Here is a 19,821-nt window from a genome sequence, read left to right as displayed (position 1 = left end):
ACTAAATCAACTATTGTATAATATAGATAGAGCGTATTTATACCATGTAAAATACATGTTGTTTTTGTTGGTATAAATGATATAATGTTATCGGAAAATAAAAATAGGAGGATTTATTATGCATCGCTTAGGAATTTCAGTTTATCCTGAAAAATCAACTCAGAAAGAAGTTTATGATTACTTAGAACTTGCTGCTAAGTATGGCTTCTCAAGAATCTTTACTTGTTTATTATCAGTGAATGATCCAAAAGAAAAGATCATGAAGGACTTTGGAGAATTCATGGATAAGGCACATTCTTTAGGTTATGTTGTTGCAGTAGATACTAACCCAGAAGTATTTAAACATTTAGGAGCTACTTATAGTGATTTAAAACCATTCCATGATATGGGTGTAGATATCATCCGTTTAGATGGTTCATTTGGTACTACAGGAGATATCCAGGTTACTAGAAACCCTTATAATATTCAGATTGAATTCAACGGTTCTATGGACCAGGGTGTTGAATTATTATTAGAACAGGGTGGAAACAAGGATCAGGTTATTATCTGTCATAACTTCTTCCCAGAAAGATATTCTGGTTTAGACTGGAACTATTTCGTTAACTTCAATGCTTATTGGAAATCATTAAATCTTCATACAGCAGCATTCGTATCAAGTAACCAGCCACATACACATGGTCCTTGGAATGTATTCTGTGGATTACCAACAGTAGAAATCTTAAGAGGTCTTCCAATTGATTTACAGGCTCGTTTAATGCTTGCAACTGGAGATGTTGATGATATTATCATTGGTAATGCTTATGCTTCAGAAGAAGAATTAAAAGCTTTATCAGAAGTTGATTATCAGAACATCTGCTTCAAGATTGATGAAGTAGAAGGTTTATCAGATGTTGAAAAGGAAATCATTTATGATTACTATCCACATTGGGACCGTTATGATCATTCTTCATTCTTCTTACGTTCATCTGGAAGCAGAGTAAAGTATAAGAATGAAAGCATTCCACATCGTGAAACAGAACAGAAGATGTTCCATCGTGGTGATGTATTAATCGTGAATGATAATTTAGCTCATTATCGTGGTGAATTAGAAATCGCATTAAGAGATATTCCAAATGATGGTGAAAGAAACCTTTGTGGTCATGTAAAAGAAGAAGAAATGATGTTCTTAGACATGATTGAACCAGGTCACTATTTCAAGATTATTAAATAATAGTTGAGGCTATATGCATGATGCATATAGCCTTTTAACGCGAGATTCACATATTTTCATATTTAGAAATATTTTTCATAAATAGGAAGAACAACATATCTTTTCTTATTTTAGATTAGAATAAAATCATAGGAGGGAAAAGAATATGAGTTTTCCAAAGAATTTTTTATGGGGTGGCGCTGTTGCTGCCAATCAATGTGAAGGAGCCTGGCTAGAAGATGGTAAAGAACCTAATGTCACTGATGTCATGGTGGGTATTGGTTCTAAGGATCCTGGTATTAAATGGAATGAAGAAACAAAGAAATATGAAATGTGCTTAGACCCTAATAAAGCATACTTAAGTCATGAAGCCATTGACTTCTATCACAGATATAAAGAAGACTTAAAGTTAATGTCTGGTATGGGCTTTAACTGCTTTAGAACATCTATTGCCTGGGGTAGAATCTTCCCTAATGGGGATGAAGAAACACCTAATGAAAAAGGTTTAGCTTTCTATGATGATATGATTGAAACAATGTTGGAATTGGGTATGGAACCAGTAATCACATTAAGTCATTATGAAACACCTCTTCATCTTATTACTGAATATGGAGGATGGAGTAACCGTAAACTCATTGACTTCTGGAAACGTTATGTCACTACAGTATTTAAGAGATATAAGGGTAAAGTAAAATACTGGCTTACTTTTAATGAAGTCAATAATATGATGATCAACCCACTAGTAGCTGGTGGAGTATTGACTATTGATAATCCAAAAGATCCTAGTGATCCTATTGGCTCAACAACTGAAAAAGATAAGTGGCTTGCTTACTATAATATTTGTGTAGCCAATGCCTGGACAGTTAAACTATGCCGTGAGATTGATAAGGATGCGCAGGTAGGATGTATGTTAACATGTTCATCTGTTGCAACATATCCATATGACTGCAATCCTGATAATGTCTTTGGGGCATATAATACAGTAAGATTAAATAACTTCTATTTTGGTGATGTCTTCTGTTTAGGAGAAATTCCTGGTTATGTAAAACGTGTATGGAGAGAACATGACTGTGCACCTGAAATGAGAGAAGATGAATTACAGTTAATAAAAGAAAATACAGTTGCATTCTTCTCATTTAGTTATTATCGTTCTAGTACATATGATCAGTCTGTTGGTATGGATGGTAATACAGGTGGATTAAAAGGACGTGCTAATCCATTTGTAAAGGAATGTTCACCAGAACCTTGGTGTTGGCCAGTTGATCCAAAAGGTATCCGTTATGTTATGAATATCTTATATGATCGTTATCATTTACCACTCTTTATTGTAGAAAATGGTATTGGTTTAGATGAAAATCTAGATGAAACAGGACATATTCATGATGAATATAGAATGTATTACATCAAGGAACATTTAAAATATGTTCATGAAGCCATTCTAGATGGTGTTGAATGCATGGGTTACTTATATTGGGGACCTATTGATGTTGTTTCTGCAGGTACTGGAGAAATGAAGAAGCGTTATGGTTTTGTCTATGTAGATCGTTTTAATGATGGACATGGAACACTTGAAAGAAAACTAAAAGATTCTTATGAAGAATATAAAGAAATCATTGAAACAAATGGAGACTCTATTCTTCATTCTTAAGAATTGAATTACTGAACTGGCGTGATTCTGTTAATTGCGCCATTTTTTCTTATAAGATTTTTCTCTTGTAGATACATAGAGTGATGCATTCACAAGATGAGATAAATCATTGGTACACATATTATTATGTTGTACTTTTGGTAATAGGTGTCCATCTGTATAGGTTCTTTGAGATACGTACAAGAGTAGAAGGAGTAGTATCTGTTTGAACTGCAATACAAGTTGTTGAGTAGTTTTCAATCATATGTATCGCAAGAAATGTTGATTTTATATATAATGAGCATTGGAGGTTGATTTTACATGAATATAAATGAAGGAGCAAGAATAGTTGTAGAAGACTGGCTCCATCTTACAAAAGATAATTTAGTATATTTTGTGACAGATGAAACAAAACTTAAAGAAGCAGATGCCTTCTCAAAAGCATGTGATCATGTGGGTGCTAATTGTAAGGTTGTCCAATTAAAATCACATGAAATACAAAATGGTAAAAGTATAGATGATTTAAAATGGGAAATGGCCAAAGCAGATGCGATAGTAGGGGCAACCAATTATTCATTTATTACAACAGATGCTGTGAACTATGCACTTTCACGTGGCGCACAGTTCTTATCCATGCCCATGTCTACAAATAATGGTGAATCATTATTTGAACAGGAATTCTTAAAAATGGATCCTGATGAAGCCACAATGCTTGGAATGCCAATGTTTTGGGAATTACGTGATGCAAAAACAATACATGTCACGACTAAACGTGGTACAGACCTCACCTTTGATATCACAGATCGTTTTCCAGGTATCTTCCATGGTTCTCTATGGGAAGTAGGAAAATGTTCATCATCCAGCTTTGAAATCTATATACCACCAGTAGAATATCATACAAACGGCACACTTATATTAGATGGATCAATGGGATATATAGGAATAGTGGATAAACCTGTAGAAATAAAAATAGAGAATGGTTATATCACTTATATCGAAGATACAGAAGATGGACGTAAACTGAAAGAATACTTAGAATCATTTGATGATTTAGAAATGTATTGTGCCGCAGAATTTGGAATAGGTTTAAATACAATATCTAAGTGTCGTGGAGCCAGCTATATTGAAGATGAATCAGCTTTTGGCACATTCCATATTGGTTTTGGTAGAAATCTTGCCTTAGGAGGCAGTCATAATGCACGTGGACATTTTGATTTAGTGACACATAATCCAACTATTATTGTAGATGATAAAGTCATCATGAAAGATGGACATGCCAAGGCAATTCAGCCGATTGAATGGGGAGTATTATAGTACTCCTCTTTTTATTTGTTCAAATATCGTAAAATGTAAGGGTGCTCAATTTGTATTTTAATGAAATATTGTCTCTATCAATTTGCATATAGCGACATTTATTGGTATAATTATTTTATAATTTTACGAAGGAAGAGGAAAAACATATGAATGATGCTATTAAACTTATCGGTATCGTAATTGTCGTTATTGGGTTCGTAATGAAATTCGATACTCTTGCAACAGTTGTTGTTGCTGGTTTAGTAACAGGTTTAATCAGTGGTATGTCTATCATGGACATTTTAAATACACTAGGTACAGCCTTTTTAACTAACCGTACAGCAACTTTATTTATTTTAACTTTACCAGTTGTAGGTCTATGTGAACGTATGGGCTTACGTGATAAAGCGGTAGACTTGATTAAGGGTATTAAGAATGCTACTACAGGTCGCTTGTTAGTGATCTGGGAAGGTGTGCGTACTGTTGCGTCTGCATTCTCATTAAGAATTGGTGGTCATCCACAGTTCATCCGTCCATTAATCAATCCAATGGCTCAGGCTGCTGCGATTGCGAAATATGGTGATATTGATGAAGATACAGAAGATCAGATCAAAGGTATGGCTGCAGCTACTGAAAACTATGGTAACTTCTTTGCTCAGAACTGTTTCATGGGTGCTTCAGGAACATTACTTATTGTTGCAACTTTAAACGAATTATTTAAGTCACATGGTATTGACCAGGTTGTTACTGCTAACCAGATCGCATTATGGTCTATTCCAATTGCAGTTATTTCTGTTTTTGTTGGTGGAGCTTATGCTTTATGGTTCGATAAGAAACTTAATAAGAAATATGGAAAAGGAGGCAAATAACAATGTTACAAATTGAATGGAATACAGCCACTATTATCGCAGAAGTATTCTACTGCGTTATTGGTGCAATCTTTGCTGCAACAGGGTTTAATGCCTTAACTAATAAAGACTGTGAAAAGCCAGTAACTACTGCTCTTTTCTGGTTCTTAATTGCTGTTACATTTATGGTTGGACCATATATTCCAACTTGGATTACTGGTTTAATCGTTGTTCTTCTTGCTGTATTATCTGGTTTAGGTTTAGTAAAACCAGCTGCAAGACATATCCCAACTGCTAAGGAAACTCGTGATAATGCAGACAAATACGGATATAAATCATTTATCCCACCAGTATGCTTAGCTCTTGTTGCCGTATTAGTTGCAACTTTCTTACCAAATCTTGGTGCAAACAATGCGATTGGTATTAGTGCTGCTGCTGCATTAATCGTTGCATATATTATCTTTAAACCAAAACTATCTACACCTTTCAAAGATGGTGTCAGATTAAATGATAATGTTGGTTCTACAGGTATCTTACCTCAGGTATTATCTGCATTAGGTTCATTATTTACTGCAGCTGGTGTAGGTGCTGTTATCGCTGCTGGTGTAGGTGCACTTATCCCTGAAGGAAATCACTTAGTTGCGGTTATCTTCTATTGTGTAGGTATGGCATTATTTACAATGATCATGGGTAATGGTTTCGCTGCTTTCGCTGTTATTACAGTAGGTATCGGTTATCCATTCTTAATTGCACAGGGCGCAAATGCTATTGTTGTTGGTGCTTTAGGTTTAACTGCAGGTTACTGTGGTACATTAATGACTCCTATGGCTGCAAACTTCAATATCATGCCTGCTGCATTGCTGGAAACTAAGAATAAATACAGAATTATTATGACTCAGGTTCCAGTTGCATTAATTATGTTAGTAATTCATATTATCTTAATGTACGTTTTAGCATTCTAAGGAGGCTTTTAAATGAAATTATTATTAACAGGTTTCGACCCATTTGGTGGCGAACCAATCAATCCTGCCTGGGAAGCTGTTAAAAGAGTTTCTGATCAGGTAGGAGATGTAGAAGTTGTAAAACTTATGGTTCCTACAGTATTCTACAAATCTATCGATACAGTAGCTGCTGCAATCGAAAAAGAAAAACCAGATGCTGTATTATGTATTGGACAGGCTGGGGGACGTTTTGATTTAACTCCAGAACGTGTCGCAATCAATATCAATGATGCACGTATTCCTGATAATGAAGGAAATCAGCCTTTAGATGGTCCAGTATTCGAAGATGGAGAGACTGCTTATTTCGCTACATTACCAATTAAGGCAATGGCTGAAGAAATTCGTAAAGCAGGTGTTCCTGCAAGTGTTTCTAATACTGCTGGTACTTATGTATGTAACCATTTAATGTATGGTGTACTTTATACACTTGCAAATAAATATCCAGATGTTCGTGGTGGATTCATGCATGTTCCATTCATCACTAGCCAGGTTATTAATCGTAAGCCAATTGCTCCATCATTAAGTCTTGAACAGATTGTGACTGGTATTGAAGCAGCTGTTAAAGCTATTGGTGAAAACCAGGAAGATATCAAGACTGTTGAAGGTCAGACTCACTAAACTCTGTATTTAATACAGAGTTTTTTTCTTGCCCTTAAACCTTACAATCAATGATTGATTAATAAGGAGATGGGATAAGTATTTGTTAATAGTGTCTGGCACTACTGGTTCCACCATGGCGAAATCTATGTATTTGAAAGGTGCCGAAGATTGAGTGAAAATATTGCTTTGTTGCAAAAAAGAATCTACTATACGATAAAATTACGCTATGTTAATATGTGTTGCTTGTGCAACGCAACTATTTACGGTATATATAGAGCAAACAAATGAAGGAGGAGCCATAAAATGTTAAGCAAGAATTTGAAAATATTTAGAAAACGAAAAGGCTTAACGCAAGAAAACGTTGCAGAAGCTTTGAACGTTGTGCGACAAACTATTTCGAAGTGGGAAAAGGGAATATCAGTTCCAGATGCCGACATGTTAATAAAATTGGCAGAAATATTAGATGTGTCTGTGAGCGAACTAATAGGATCAGATGTTGCCGATGAGAAAAATGAAGATATGAAAGCAGTTGAACTGGCGAGAGTGGTAGAACAGTTGGCAAGTAGAAATCGTCGTTCAAAAAAGGTTTTAAAATGCGTTTTGATTTTTCTTATCATATTGTTGCTTTTTTTTGTTTTCTTATGCGTAATTAATTTTGCTACTATGTAGTATTTTAAATTAGGAGGTTCTTATAAAAAGAATAGTAGCGTTAATTTTAATGATGGCTTTAAGTCTATCGTGTTGTGTGAATGTATTACTATCTTGAGCGTTACAGCTCTTTTTTTGATTACAATGAAAGCCTTTACAAAAAAATAATTAGAAGTGTAATATATATATATGAAAGGGAATGATAATATGATTGAATTAAAGGACATTTGTATAGAATATGATAGGGTTATTCTTGATCATGCCTCTATTTCTATTCCTGCACATTCTATTACTCTTATAAGAGGGAAGAGTGGTTCAGGTAAGACAGCTCTTCTCTATTGTATTGCGCTTATGGATACAAAAAGCAAGTATCAATACTATTATGATCATCATCTCATAGAAGAAAAAGATAGAAATAATATAAGGAAAGAATGTATCAGCTATGTATTACAGGAAAATGATTTATTAGCTCATCTAGATGTCAAAGGTACATTACAGTATTTTGCACATATTCACAATAAACACTTATCTGATAAAGATATACAGGATTATCTTGATAAGATGCATCTTGATGTGACTTTAAATCAGAATGTCATGACGCTATCTTTAGGGGAAAGACAGAGACTTTCTATCGCAACAGCGCTTGTAAGTAATCCACAAGTGCTTGTCTTAGATGAACCGACCGCTTCACTTGATTATGAGAATGAGATAGAAATCTATAAAATATTAAAAGAATTAAGTGCGCATATGACCATTGTGTTGGCTTCTCATTCAGAAGAGGCTATAAAGTATGCAGATATTGTCTATACACTAGAAGATGGAAGACTGACATCTGATGGTTCTGTGATTCAAGAAGATATATGTGGAAAGGGTGTTATCTCTCAGGTTGATCATAAGTTCTATAAAGAGTATGTAAAGGACTATGTGAAACATTATAGGTTCATGTATGTTTTGATGATGATGGTATTTATTTTGTCTCTTGTATCTGGACAGATGATTCTTGGTATTATTCATCATTCAAAGGATCAAGGCATGCAGATGTTGATAGGACAATTAGAAAATAAGGCTATTATTACCAAAGATAAGCATAGTTATATGGATCAAGATTATTCTCATTTCATAAAATTAGATGACAAGAATACGTTTCCTCTATATAAAATATATACACAAATAGAAGGAGAAGATGTCTATCTTGTGCCTTATTTCAAGGATGATGATCTTTCTAAATATATAGATAGAAATATTCAAGAAACAAAGACAGGAATCTATATGGATAATGAGAGTTATTATCTGTTGAATCAGGGATTATCTGATAATAGAGTGAATTTAGATCTTTATATCACTGATCAAAAAGGAATGCATCAGACAACTCATATATTTGATATCAATGGTGTATTTAGGAATAATAAAAAGGTTCATTATGTATCAAAGAGTCAGAGATATATTTATGTTCCGTATGCAATTCTTCAGGATATCTATAAACAATCAGGATGTACACCACGTTATATAGGTTATATCATTAAGACTAATACCTATAACGAATTGAATGAATTGATAGACTATTATGAATCAAGGGGATATAGAATTAATGATTCATTCACTGATAGAGAGGCTATGAATAGTCTTGATTCTTACTATAAGAATATGATGTTTACATTTGCGGGTGTGATTCTAGTTATTAGTGTACTTATTGATATTGTATTGGAATCTCATCTTCTTATGCAAAGAAAAAAAGAACTTGTACTTCTTTTGATATCAGGATTATTAAAAAAGGATTTACAAAGAATATCCATGATAGAATCATTGGGAAGTATATCTATAGTTGTAGTGAGTTCTACCCTTATTTCTGTTGTCATGTCTTGTATACTAGGTACTTTTGATATAATAACACTTTCTAGTATGACCGTCTTATTCATAGCTATCTTATTGATAGAAAGAATGGTTCTTCAAAACAAGTTCATTAATAAGTTGAATATAGTGGATGAATTAAGAAGTGAGGTGCATTAAGATGATTGAAATCAAAAATTTAAATATATCATTTGGTGATAAAGTAATCTTAAACAATGCATCATTTCATACTTTTCCAGGTGTGCTGAGTATCATTAAGGGAAAGAGCGGTTCTGGTAAGTCTACTTTTTTAAAAGCCTTTCAATTCGCATATGAGTGTGAATATATCTATGAAGGACAGAGAATGGATGAATTAAATCAAGATAGTAGACAACAGTTCATTTATGATCATATGGTCAAGGTGCCACAGATTCCTTTGTTTATTGAAGGAATGACTATAGAGGAACATATTAAACAATTAGTTAAATTAGGCTATCAAAGAAATGATATATATGAAGAAAAGTTTGGTATAGCTTCTCTAAAGAAAAAATATCCTAGAAACTTATCAGGTGGTGAAAAGACAAGAGTCGCTATCTATTTAGCTATTATGAGTCAACCAGAAATATTGATACTTGATGAGCCTACAGCCGCTTTGGATGCATCCTATGCGATAGAAATGATTAAGTATCTAAAAGAGTATGCTGAAGAGGGACATTATGTGATTGTGGCAACTCATGATCAAAGGATGATTGAAGAAGCAGATGTGCTCTATAAGGTTGATCAAACACTTATTCTAGAAAAAGAAAATAAGAGGGAAACATCTCTTATATCACAGATACCACATAATCATAAATTATTTAATCTACGTTTTTCTCATCATACTTTTAGAATAGTAATGAATATACTTGTTGCTTTCACAATGATTATATGTGCATATAGCTATAATGTTTATGGACATTATAATGAATCTTATGAACAAAAAATCAATACGATTGCTTCGAGAGATTTAACTGTATATAAGGAAAAGATGAGTAATGACTATTATTCTTATAATGGTTCAGAATTTCCTATGACACAATCAGATTATAAAAAGATTAAATCTGTAAAGAATATTGAGAGTGTTAAATGGCGTTATGAAAAAGAATACAATGATGTTATGATACTTGGATTAGATACTGAAACTCAATTGAAATATCAAGAAGCAAAACTTACAGGAAAGAAATGTAATCAAACAATAAATCTAGTGAGTATGCAGGTATATGATAATGAAGATGATTATACAAATTTAACTGTAAAGCATAATGATAATAAAGGTGTATATATAAGTAATCAGTTATTACCTAATCAGGATATTTCAGTTGATTCAATCAATATGGATGATCTTAAATTAAAGTTCTATTTACCTGTTCCTATGTATGATGCATCAGGTATTACACAGACAGGTATTGATTTAGAAGGTAGTGAATATGTGGATGTTAATACTGTCCTTGTGGATTTAATAGAGGTAGAACTACCTGTAAGAGGTATATTAAAGGAAGGAACAGAAATAAGTTCAAATTCATATAATGGTACTGGCAGTATCTATGTCCCACGAAGTGTTGTAAATCAATATAGAAAGACATATCATGCAACACAATCAAAAGTATTATATGGTGTGCCTGGAGCGGAAGGGACTGATTATAAATTCTATGAAGGATCATTACCTTCTACTTATACAATGAGTGATGTGGATCAGGTCGTTGTAGAAACACCTTGGAAACCAGGTGCTTATACTGTAAGAGTAGATAGTTTGAAGAATATTGATCAAGTCACAAAACAACTAGAAAAACTAGGTTTTAATGTAGAAGGTGCTTTTGTAGATAATAGTGCAATCAATAAGCTTCTTTCCAACAATAAACAAGTATTAATACAATTCATGATTATAGTATTTGTATTGTTGTATGGGTTCTATTTCTATCTTAAATACCTCATTCTTAAGGAAGAAAAACAAACAAGAGATTTTCTATATAACTTAGGTTTTACTACTAAGAGAATAAGCAAGAGTTTTAGTCTTACTTATATCAAAAATTCTCTTATTTTAGCTGTTTTAGGAATAGTATTACTAGAAGTCTTTATAGAGTTTGTTATAAGGATACATATATATAGTTTGATTATACCTGTAACTAAAATGCTGATATTGTTATTTTTTACGGCAGCATTCATCATAGAATTCTTTATTCCTACACTTATTCAAATGATTATGAAAAAATCAAAAGGGACTGTAATGAGTAGATAGTATTTATTACTATCTTGAGCGTTGCAGCTCTTTTTTTCTTGCCCTTAAACCTTACTTTAGGGTTAAAATGAATGTAGGGAGGATATGTATATGAAGAAATTAGGATTTGGTTTAATGCGTCTACCATTACTCGATCAAAATGATGCAGGCAGCATTGATATTGAAGAAACTAAAAGAATGGTGGATACATTTCTAGAAAAAGGATTTACTTATTTTGATACAGCCTGGATGTATTGTGCCTTTAAGAGTGAGGAAGCGACTAAGACAGCTTTAGTAGAAAGACATCCAAGAGATTCTTTTACACTAGCTGATAAGCTTCATGCAGGTTTTATTGAAACAAAAGAAGATAGAGATAGAATCTTCAATGAACAGTTAAGAAAAACAGGTGCAGAATACTTTGATTATTATCTCTTACATGATGTAGGAACAGATCATTATAAGAAATATACAGAATTGGACTGTTTCACATGGCTGAAGGATAAGAAAGAAAAAGGATTAGTAAAACATATTGGTTTCTCTTTCCATGATAATGCAGACTTATTAGAACGTGTCTTATCTGAACATCCAGAAGTAGAATTTGTACAGCTTCAGTTGAATTATCTAGATTGGGAAAGTGAAGGTGTACAGTCTCGTAAATGTTATGAAGCTGCAGTGAGACATCATGTTCCTGTATTTGTAATGGAACCAGTGAAGGGTGGTACTCTCGCAAATGTACCTGATGAAGTAGAAGAGACATTCAAGTCTTATCATCCAGATATGTCTATTCCATCTTGGGCAATTCGTTTTGCGGCAAGTTTAGATAATGTCCAGGTTGTCTTATCTGGTATGAGTAATATGGAACAGCTATTAGATAATACAGGTTATATGGAAGACTTTAAGCCTTTAAATGAGGAAGAACAGACACTGATTAAGAAGGCTGTTGATATTATTAATAGTAGTATTGAAATTCCTTGTACTGGCTGTTCTTATTGTACAGAAGGTTGTCCAATGCATATTGCGATTCCTAAATATTTCTCACTCTATAATGCTGATAAACAGGAAGTAGCGACTAAATCATGGAGACCTCAGGGAGAATACTATACACGTTTAACACATACATTTGGTAAAGCAAGTGAATGTATTGGATGTGGGCAGTGTGAAGCAGCATGTCCACAGCATCTTCCAATTATTGAGAACTTGCAAAAAGTCGCAGAATACTTTGAAAAATAACTTTTTCTTAAACATCATGGTAAAATAGTATCATGATGTTTTTTTATGGGAGGAAATTATGAAGACACTCTATGTAACAGATCTAGATGGTACATTACTTGAACCTGATAAATCGATTAAACCAGAAAACTTAAAACTCATTAATCAGCTCATAGAAGAAGATGTAAATATCACCTATGCGACTGCACGTTCTCTTATTACCGCAAAACAGGTAATAGGTGATATAAACTTTAAGCTTCCTATAATTGTCCAGAATGGGACATTTATATTATCACCTAAAGGAGATATGATCCTAGGAAACTATTTAGGAGATTCTATACTAGATACTGTAAAGGATTATGATATCTCACCTATTGTATATTCTCAAATAGGAAAGAATAACTACTTCTCTTATATTAAGGATAAGATGAGTGCGGGAGTAAAAGCTTTTGTGGATGATCATTTAGATGATCCTAGAAATCATCCTGTGAATACTTATAAAGATCTCTATGAGGGGGATATATTCTATTTATTATTGATAGATGATTATGATAAATTAAAGCCTCTCTATGATTTGTTTAAGGAAGACTATTATGCTGTCTTTGATCAGGAAATGTATTCTCATGACTGGTGGTTAGAGGTTATGTCTCCTGATGCTTCTAAAGCGAATGCGATTAAATACTTAAAACAGAAACTACAATGTAATGAAGTGGTTGTATTTGGAGATGGGAAGAATGATATCGAAATGTTTGAAGAAGCTGATTATAGCTGCGCTGTAGAAAATGCTGCTCCTGAACTCATCAAATGTGCAGATGAAGTTATCCATATAAGTGTGCCTCAGTATATAAATCAAAGAAAAAAATAAATTGTTTTTTTGAAAATTTTTTGAAGTCTAAAAAATGGCTTTATTATCGCAAAAAGTAAAGATATGCATTGTATTTTTTAAACTGTAAGCACCTTTGTAACATTGACTAATGTAAGCGTTTATGATAAAATTTTCACTAGATGAAAAGTTAGTCATCAAAGGTACTGTATAGGAGGAAAATATAATATGAGATTTACATTACCAAGAGATTTATATCATGGCAAAGGTGCCTTAGAAAACCTTAAGAACTTAGAAGGTAAGAAAGCTATTGTCTGTGTAGGTGGCGGAAGCATGAAGAGAAATGGCTTCCTAGATAGAGCTGTTAAATATCTTGAAGAAGCTGGTATGGAAGTTAAATTATATGAAGGTATCGAACCAGATCCATCAGTAACTACAGTTATGAAAGGTGCTGCAGTTATGGAAGAATTCAAGCCTGACTGGATCGTAGCTATGGGTGGAGGTTCACCTATCGATGCTGCAAAAGCTATGTGGATTAAATATGAATATCCAGAAATCACATTCGAAGAAATGTGTAAAGTATTTGGTATTCCAAAGTTAAGAAAGAAAGCTCATTTCTGCGCAATCCCATCTACAAGTGGTACTGCAACTGAAGTTACAGCTTTCTCAATCATTACTGATTATGATAAAGGTATTAAATATCCAATCGCTGACTTTGAAATCACTCCAGATGTTGCTATCGTAGATCCTGACTTAGCTGAAACTATGCCAGTTAAATTAGTTGCTCATACAGGTATGGATGCTATGACTCATGCAATTGAAGCATATGTATCTACTGCAAACTGTAACTATACTGATCCACTTGCTATTCATGCAATTGAAATGATCCAGGCTAACTTAGTTAAATCATATAGTGGTGATATGAGCTGCAGAGATGATATGCATGATGCACAGTGCTTAGCAGGTATGGCATTCTCTAACGCATTATTAGGTATCGTACATTCAATGGCTCATAAGACTGGTGCTGCTTTCGTAGACCAGGGTGGACATATTATCCATGGTGCAGCTAATGCTATGTACTTACCAAAGGTTATTGCTTATAATGCTAAAGATGAAACAGCTAAGAAACGTTATGGTGTAATCGCTGATTACATGCACTTAGGTGGAGAAAATGATGATGAAAAGGTTGCATTATTAATTAAATACTTAAGAGGTATGAATGATGCATTAAATATCCCACATAGTATCAACCACTATGGTGCTGATGGTTTACCAGCTGAAGTTGGATTTGTACCTGAAGATGTATTCTTAGAAAGATTACCAGAAATCGCTAAGAACGCTATTGCTGATGCATGTACAGGTTCTAACCCACGTATTCCAACTCAGGAAGAAATGGAAAAATTATTAAAGGCTTGCTACTACGATACAGAAGTTGATTTCTAATGTGTAGAGATAAGAACGGTCTTACAGAAGAAGAATTTTTAAAAAGCTATAATCCTGATAAATATCCTAAACCTTCACTGACAGCTGATATTTGTATCTTTGCTCATTCTGATGAGACAGAGATTCTATTGGTTAAACGTGGTGGACATCCTTATATAGGTAAATGGGCACTGCCTGGTGGCTTCGCTAATAAGAATGAACCGATTGAAAAGACGGCTTCAAGAGAACTTAAAGAAGAGACAGGTATAGAAGGTGTGTCTATGAAGCTTGTAGGTGTTTATAGTCAGCCGGGAAGAGATCCTCGTGGATGGGTTGTATCTACCGCATTTTATGCAGATGTAGATAAGAAGAGTATTCATCCAGAAGCTGGTGATGATGCCAAAGAAGCAAAATGGTTCACTATTGTTGATGAAACACATTTAAGATGTGGTGATATCAATATAGGTATGAATGATCTTGCCTTTGATCATGCTGATATTATTCATGATGCTATAGATAAGGGTCTGTAGAAATACAGATCCTTTTTTTACACACTGATATAGTTTAAAACTATGGTACCCTATTTTATAAAACTATAATCCTACTAAAATAGTAGATATTATCGTGTTTTGTGTTGACGCACTAAATTTGTGGTGCTAAGATGAAACCACATCAAGAAAAGACAGTGAAAAGAAGAGTACTGTAATGAAACTTATACAGAGAGTTCCGTTAGCTGAGAAGGAATGAAGGGAAGTTATAGGAAGATGGTCTTGGAGTTGCATGGCTGAAATGTAAGTCATGACGGGAGCGCCCGTTACAGCGATAGAGTATGCATGTACTCGAAGAGGTTATTAAGGTGACTTAATAATGAATTTAGGTGGTAACACGAAACGATACGTTCTCGTCCTATTATATGGATGAGAACGTTTTTTATTTAAGGGAAGGAGAGAGAACATGATCCACTTAGAACATGTTACAAAGACTTTTAAGACTAAAGATGGCGATGTCCATGCTGTCAAGGATGTCAGTCTGAATATTGAAGAAGGTGAAATCTACGGTATTATTGGTTTCTCAGGGGCTGGTAAATCTACATTAGTAAGATGTATCAACTTATTAGAAAAACCTGATAGCGGCGCTGTTGTATTTGGGGATAAAGATTTATTAAAACTATCCGATGCAGATTTAAGAAAAGAAAGAGAAAAGATCGGAATGATCTTCCAGCACTTTAATCTTTACAACAGTCGTACTATTTACGACAATATCGCTTTTCCATTAAAACATCTAGGCTGGAGTAAGGATAAGATTCAAAAGAGAGTCTTAGAATTACTCGAACTTATCGATTTGGTGGAAAGAAAAGATTCTTATCCAAGTCAGTTATCTGGAGGACAGAAACAAAGAGTTGCAATCGCAAGAGCGCTTGCCAACAATCCTAAAGTACTTCTATGTGATGAAGCCACAAGTGCTTTAGACCCTCAGACAACACAAAGTATTCTTCAGCTTATTAAGAAAGTAAATAAAGAATTTGGCTTAACAGTTATTTTAATTACTCATGAAATGGCTGTAGTCAAGGAAGTATGTGATAAGGTGGCAGTCATGGAAGATGGTCGTGTGGTAGAACAAGGCAGTATTGTTGATATCTTCTCTAATCCACAGCATCAGATTACTAAGAACTTTATCGCTACTACAAATAATCTTAATAAGATTGATGAATTGATCAAAGACAATCATCGTATTACACAGTTAAATGAAAACCAGCAGATGGTAAAGTTACAGTATCAGAGTTCTAATACAGATGTCGCATTAATTTCAGTATTATCAAGAGATTACAATGTAGATTGTTCTATTATCTTTGGGAATGTAGAAATTATCCAGGGACAGCCAATTGGTACACTTATTACAATCTTTACAGGTGAAGATGTAGATATCAAGAAAGCATTAGAATTCACAAAACAACAGGGAGTTAAAGTGGAGGTGATTAAACGTGGTAACTAAGCTATTTCCAAACGTTATAGAGTTTGCTTCAGATTTCCCACAAGCTATTATTGATACATTATTAATGTTGGTAATCAGTGGTTTAATCTCAGTGGTTATTGGAATCTTATTAGCAGTTATTGTAGTAGTCACTAGAAAAGATGGTTTAAAAGAAAATCAACCAGTTTTCTGGATCTTAGATAAGATTATTAACTTATTTAGATCTATTCCATTCATTATCTTAATTCCTACTGTAGCTGTACTCTCTCGTGCCTTATTTGGTACAACAATTGGTATCGAAGGTGCACTTGTTCCTCTAGTTATAGGAACAGCACCATTTGTCGCAAGACAGATGGAATCAGCCATTATGGAAATTGATCCAGGAATCATTGAAGCAAGTATTGCGATGGGACTCAGTACAAAAGAAATCATCTTTGATGTTTATCTAAGAGAAAATATTCCAGGGATGATCAGAGGTCTTACAATTTCATTTATTGCGTTAGTCGGACAGATTGCGATTGTTGGTTCTGTTGGCGCAGGCGGACTTGGTGATATGGCGATTAGATATGGTTTACAGAGATCAATGGGAGATATCACATTCGTCGTTATTATCTTAATTCTTATTTTAATTTCAATTGTTCAGGCAATTGGTGACAAACTCGTAGAAAAAACAACACATTAATTAATACATTGGAGGAAAATATTATGAACAAAAACATTTTAAAAGTATTTACAGCAGGTCTTTTAGCTTTCTCATTAGCAGGATGTGGAAGTAAGTCAGATTCTAAAACTATTACAGTAGGTGCAACAACTTCACCTCATGCTATTATCTTAAAGCATGTCCAGCCAGAATTTGAAAAAGCAGGATATAAATTAAAGATTAAGGAATTCTCAGATTATCCTAACATCAATCCATCTACTTCAGATGGTTCATTGGATGCAAACTTCTTCCAGCATCAGCCATACTTAACTTCTTACAACAAAGACAAAGGTTATAAGAAGGGTGATGATGGATATCTAGTATCAGTAGGAGCGATTCACTTTGAACCTTTAGGATTATATTCAACTAAATATAAAGCAGTATCTGATATCAAAGATGGTGCTAAGATTGCAATTCCTAACGATGCAACTAATGAAGCAAGAGCTTTATTATTACTTGCAGACAATGGTGTTCTTACATTAAAGAAAGATGCAGGTGTAACTGCAACTAAGAAGGATGTTGTATCTTACAACAAAAAAGTTGAATTAGTAGAAGTAGATGCTGCACAGGTGGCTTCTAAATTACCTGATGTTGATTTCGGTATTATTAATGGTAACTATGCATTAGATGCAAAAGTAACTGATAAGATCATCACTTCTGAAGATTCAAATTCTGAAGCTGCAAAGACTTACCAGAATATCATCGCTGTAAAAGAATCAAATAAAGACAATAAAGCAATTAAGAAACTTGTTGAAATCTTAAAGAGCGATAGCACTAAGAAATGGATTGAAAAGAAATTCGGAGTATCTGTAAAACCTGCAGAATAATGAATTGAAGCGGTCATTCGACCGCTTTTTATTTATATAGAAGAGTATTTCTTATATAATAGTTCTATAAGGAGGTCAAACTTATGGAATTTGATCAGTTATTAAAAGAAAGATATTCTGTTAGAAAGTTTTCTAATCAGAAGGTTGAAAAAGAAAAAATAGATAAAATATTAGAAGCTGCAAGAATAGCACCTACAGCTGTAAACTATCAGCCACAAAGAATTCTTGTAGTAGAAGATCCAGATAATCTTGCAAAACTAAAGGAATGTACTAAATATCATTTCCATGCACCTCTCGCAATGATTTTATGTTATGACAAGACAGTATCATGGAAGGATATGCATAATAGAGAATGTGGTGAAGTAGATGTGTCTATTGTGGCTACATACATGATGCTTAAACTCTTTGATTTAGGATTAGGTTCTACTTATGTAGGTTCTTTTGATTATAAGGAGTTAATCAAACAGTTTAATATTCCTGAAAATTATGTACCAGTGATGATCTTACCTATTGGTTATCCAAGAGAGGATTGTGTACCTGGACCAATGCATGATAAGAGAAAACCAATCAGTGCGATTGTATCTTATGAGGAATATACACAGGGGGAATAATAATGGAGTTATTAATAAAACAATTAGAAGAACTTATTTCACCAAATGAATGGTTTGTGACTAACTTGTCTAATGCAAGTGCGTTACTCATGGATGCGATTGATGATTTAAGCTGGGTAGGTTTTTATATGATGAGAGCAGGGGAACTTGTCTTAGGTCCTTTCCAGGGTAAAGTAGCATGTACACATATTAAAGTAGGTAAAGGGGCCTGTGGTGTATGTGTACAGGGAGATCAGACAATTCTTATTGAAGATGTGACTACATTCCCAGGCTATATTGCCTGTGATGCAGAAGCAAAGTCTGAAATTGTAGTCCCTTTACATGATGAGGAAGGTAAAGTGATTGCGGTATTGGATGTTGATTCTAATAGTTTAGGTCGTTTTGGAGACAAGGAACAGGAATTATTTGAAGCACTAGGTAAGGTGTTAGAGAAATCATTATGGAGCGAAAAAGCAGACGTTTAAGTTATATTTTGAGACATCATCCAGAAAGTATAGGTATTAAACTTGATGAACATGCTTATGGTGATGTTCAAAAGATATTAGAAGCGTTAAACATCACAATAGAAGACTTAGATATGATTGTGAGAGAAGATGAGAAACAGCGCTATTCATATAATGGAGATCATACAAGAATACGTGCGAATCAAGGACATTCTATTCCTGTGAATGTAGATTTAAAAGAAGTACAGCCACCTGATATTCTTTATCATGGTACAGCGACTCGTTTTGTACCTTCTATTTTAGAAGAAGGTATATTAAGTCAGACACGTATATATGTTCACTTATCTCAAGATATAGAAACCGCAACGAAGGTTGGTTCAAGACATGGGAAACCATATGTCTTTACTATTGATACTAAACAGATGTATGAAGATGGATACAAGTTCTATCTCTCAGAAAACAATATCTATCTTACAAAGATTATACCTACAAAATACTTAAAGGCTTCCACTTAAGGAAGCTTTTTTG

At 33.9% G+C, this 19,821-nt stretch carries 19 protein-coding genes and 1 other annotated feature; all 19 genes read left to right on the top strand.

Annotation, left to right across the window (positions count from 1 at the left end):
• Window positions 1–118 precede the first annotated feature (118 nt).
• Window positions 119–1,210 (top strand): DUF871 domain-containing protein, encoded by a 1,092-nt coding sequence (locus tag H8909_RS02080; protein WP_006504857.1) that lies wholly within the window; start codon window positions 119–121, stop codon window positions 1,208–1,210.
• A 145-nt stretch (window positions 1,211–1,355) separates the two neighbouring features.
• Window positions 1,356–2,837: a glycoside hydrolase family 1 protein gene (locus tag H8909_RS02075; RefSeq protein WP_187011657.1), complete on the top strand. Its 1,482-nt coding sequence runs from the start codon at window positions 1,356–1,358 to the stop codon at window positions 2,835–2,837.
• A gap of 300 nt (window positions 2,838–3,137) precedes the next feature.
• Window positions 3,138–4,130: a 2,5-dihydroxypyridine 5,6-dioxygenase NicX family protein gene (locus tag H8909_RS02070; RefSeq protein ID WP_187011656.1), complete on the top strand. Its 993-nt coding sequence runs from the start codon at window positions 3,138–3,140 to the stop codon at window positions 4,128–4,130.
• A gap of 146 nt (window positions 4,131–4,276) precedes the next feature.
• Window positions 4,277–4,978 (top strand): DUF969 domain-containing protein, encoded by a 702-nt coding sequence (locus H8909_RS02065; protein WP_187011655.1) that lies wholly within the window; start codon window positions 4,277–4,279, stop codon window positions 4,976–4,978.
• A 2-nt stretch (window positions 4,979–4,980) separates the two neighbouring features.
• Window positions 4,981–5,919 (top strand): DUF979 domain-containing protein, encoded by a 939-nt coding sequence (locus tag H8909_RS02060; protein ID WP_187011654.1) that lies wholly within the window; start codon window positions 4,981–4,983, stop codon window positions 5,917–5,919.
• Window positions 5,920–5,931: 12 nt separating this feature from the next.
• Window positions 5,932–6,576, top strand: coding sequence for a pyroglutamyl-peptidase I (gene pcp, locus H8909_RS02055; protein WP_187011653.1), 645 nt, complete (start codon window positions 5,932–5,934; stop codon window positions 6,574–6,576).
• Window positions 6,577–6,861: 285 nt separating this feature from the next.
• Window positions 6,862–7,227 carry a helix-turn-helix domain-containing protein gene (locus H8909_RS02050; protein WP_187011652.1) on the top strand — a complete coding sequence of 122 codons (366 nt, stop codon included), beginning with the start codon at window positions 6,862–6,864 and terminating at the stop codon, window positions 7,225–7,227.
• Window positions 7,228–7,413: 186 nt separating this feature from the next.
• Window positions 7,414–9,213: an ABC transporter ATP-binding protein/permease gene (locus tag H8909_RS02045; RefSeq protein ID WP_238928196.1), complete on the top strand. Its 1,800-nt coding sequence runs from the start codon at window positions 7,414–7,416 to the stop codon at window positions 9,211–9,213.
• A 1-nt stretch (window position 9,214) separates the two neighbouring features.
• Complete coding sequence (locus tag H8909_RS02040; RefSeq protein WP_202985885.1) at window positions 9,215–11,308, top strand: ATP-binding cassette domain-containing protein; 2,094 nt, start codon at window positions 9,215–9,217, stop codon at window positions 11,306–11,308.
• 90 nt (window positions 11,309–11,398) lie between these two features.
• On the top strand, window positions 11,399–12,517 hold the full coding sequence (locus H8909_RS02035; RefSeq protein ID WP_238928195.1) for an aldo/keto reductase: 1,119 nt from the start codon (window positions 11,399–11,401) through the stop codon (window positions 12,515–12,517).
• Between the two features lie 58 nt (window positions 12,518–12,575).
• Window positions 12,576–13,361: a Cof-type HAD-IIB family hydrolase gene (locus H8909_RS02030; protein WP_117459858.1), complete on the top strand. Its 786-nt coding sequence runs from the start codon at window positions 12,576–12,578 to the stop codon at window positions 13,359–13,361.
• A 186-nt stretch (window positions 13,362–13,547) separates the two neighbouring features.
• Entirely contained in the window at window positions 13,548–14,762 is a 1,215-nt protein-coding gene (locus H8909_RS02025) for an iron-containing alcohol dehydrogenase (RefSeq protein WP_187011648.1), read from the top strand.
• Entirely contained in the window at window positions 14,762–15,271 is a 510-nt protein-coding gene (locus H8909_RS02020; RefSeq protein WP_187011647.1) for an NUDIX domain-containing protein, read from the top strand. Before H8909_RS02025 ends, H8909_RS02020 begins: the two co-directional genes overlap by 1 nt.
• A gap of 146 nt (window positions 15,272–15,417) precedes the next feature.
• Window positions 15,418–15,653: a binding site (T-box leader), on the top strand.
• 42 nt (window positions 15,654–15,695) lie between these two features.
• The gene (locus H8909_RS02015; protein WP_187011646.1) at window positions 15,696–16,733 is read left to right on the top strand and encodes a methionine ABC transporter ATP-binding protein; all 1,038 of its coding nucleotides are present in this window, start codon (window positions 15,696–15,698) and stop codon (window positions 16,731–16,733) included.
• Window positions 16,723–17,394, top strand: a complete 672-nt coding sequence (locus tag H8909_RS02010) for a methionine ABC transporter permease (protein ID WP_187011645.1) — start codon at window positions 16,723–16,725, stop codon at window positions 17,392–17,394. The genes H8909_RS02015 and H8909_RS02010 overlap by 11 nt, the downstream gene beginning before the upstream one ends.
• A gap of 23 nt (window positions 17,395–17,417) precedes the next feature.
• Window positions 17,418–18,239 carry a MetQ/NlpA family ABC transporter substrate-binding protein gene (locus H8909_RS02005; RefSeq protein ID WP_187011644.1) on the top strand — a complete coding sequence of 274 codons (822 nt, stop codon included), beginning with the start codon at window positions 17,418–17,420 and terminating at the stop codon, window positions 18,237–18,239.
• Window positions 18,240–18,322: 83 nt separating this feature from the next.
• Window positions 18,323–18,850 (top strand): nitroreductase family protein, encoded by a 528-nt coding sequence (locus H8909_RS02000; RefSeq protein ID WP_187011643.1) that lies wholly within the window; start codon window positions 18,323–18,325, stop codon window positions 18,848–18,850.
• Between the two features lie 2 nt (window positions 18,851–18,852).
• Window positions 18,853–19,314 carry a free L-methionine (R)-S-oxide reductase MsrC gene (locus tag H8909_RS01995; RefSeq protein ID WP_055233479.1) on the top strand — a complete coding sequence of 154 codons (462 nt, stop codon included), beginning with the start codon at window positions 18,853–18,855 and terminating at the stop codon, window positions 19,312–19,314.
• Entirely contained in the window at window positions 19,290–19,808 is a 519-nt protein-coding gene (locus tag H8909_RS01990; RefSeq protein ID WP_187011642.1) for an RNA 2'-phosphotransferase, read from the top strand. The genes H8909_RS01995 and H8909_RS01990 overlap by 25 nt, the downstream gene beginning before the upstream one ends.
• Window positions 19,809–19,821 lie beyond the last annotated feature (13 nt).

It is taken from the genome of Catenibacterium faecis, assembly GCF_014306455.1.
GTDB lineage: Bacteria > Bacillota_I > Bacilli_A > Erysipelotrichales > Coprobacillaceae > Catenibacterium > Catenibacterium mitsuoka_A.
The sequence above is the reverse complement of the archived record's forward strand: the minus strand, read 5'-3'. Positions and strand labels throughout refer to the sequence as shown.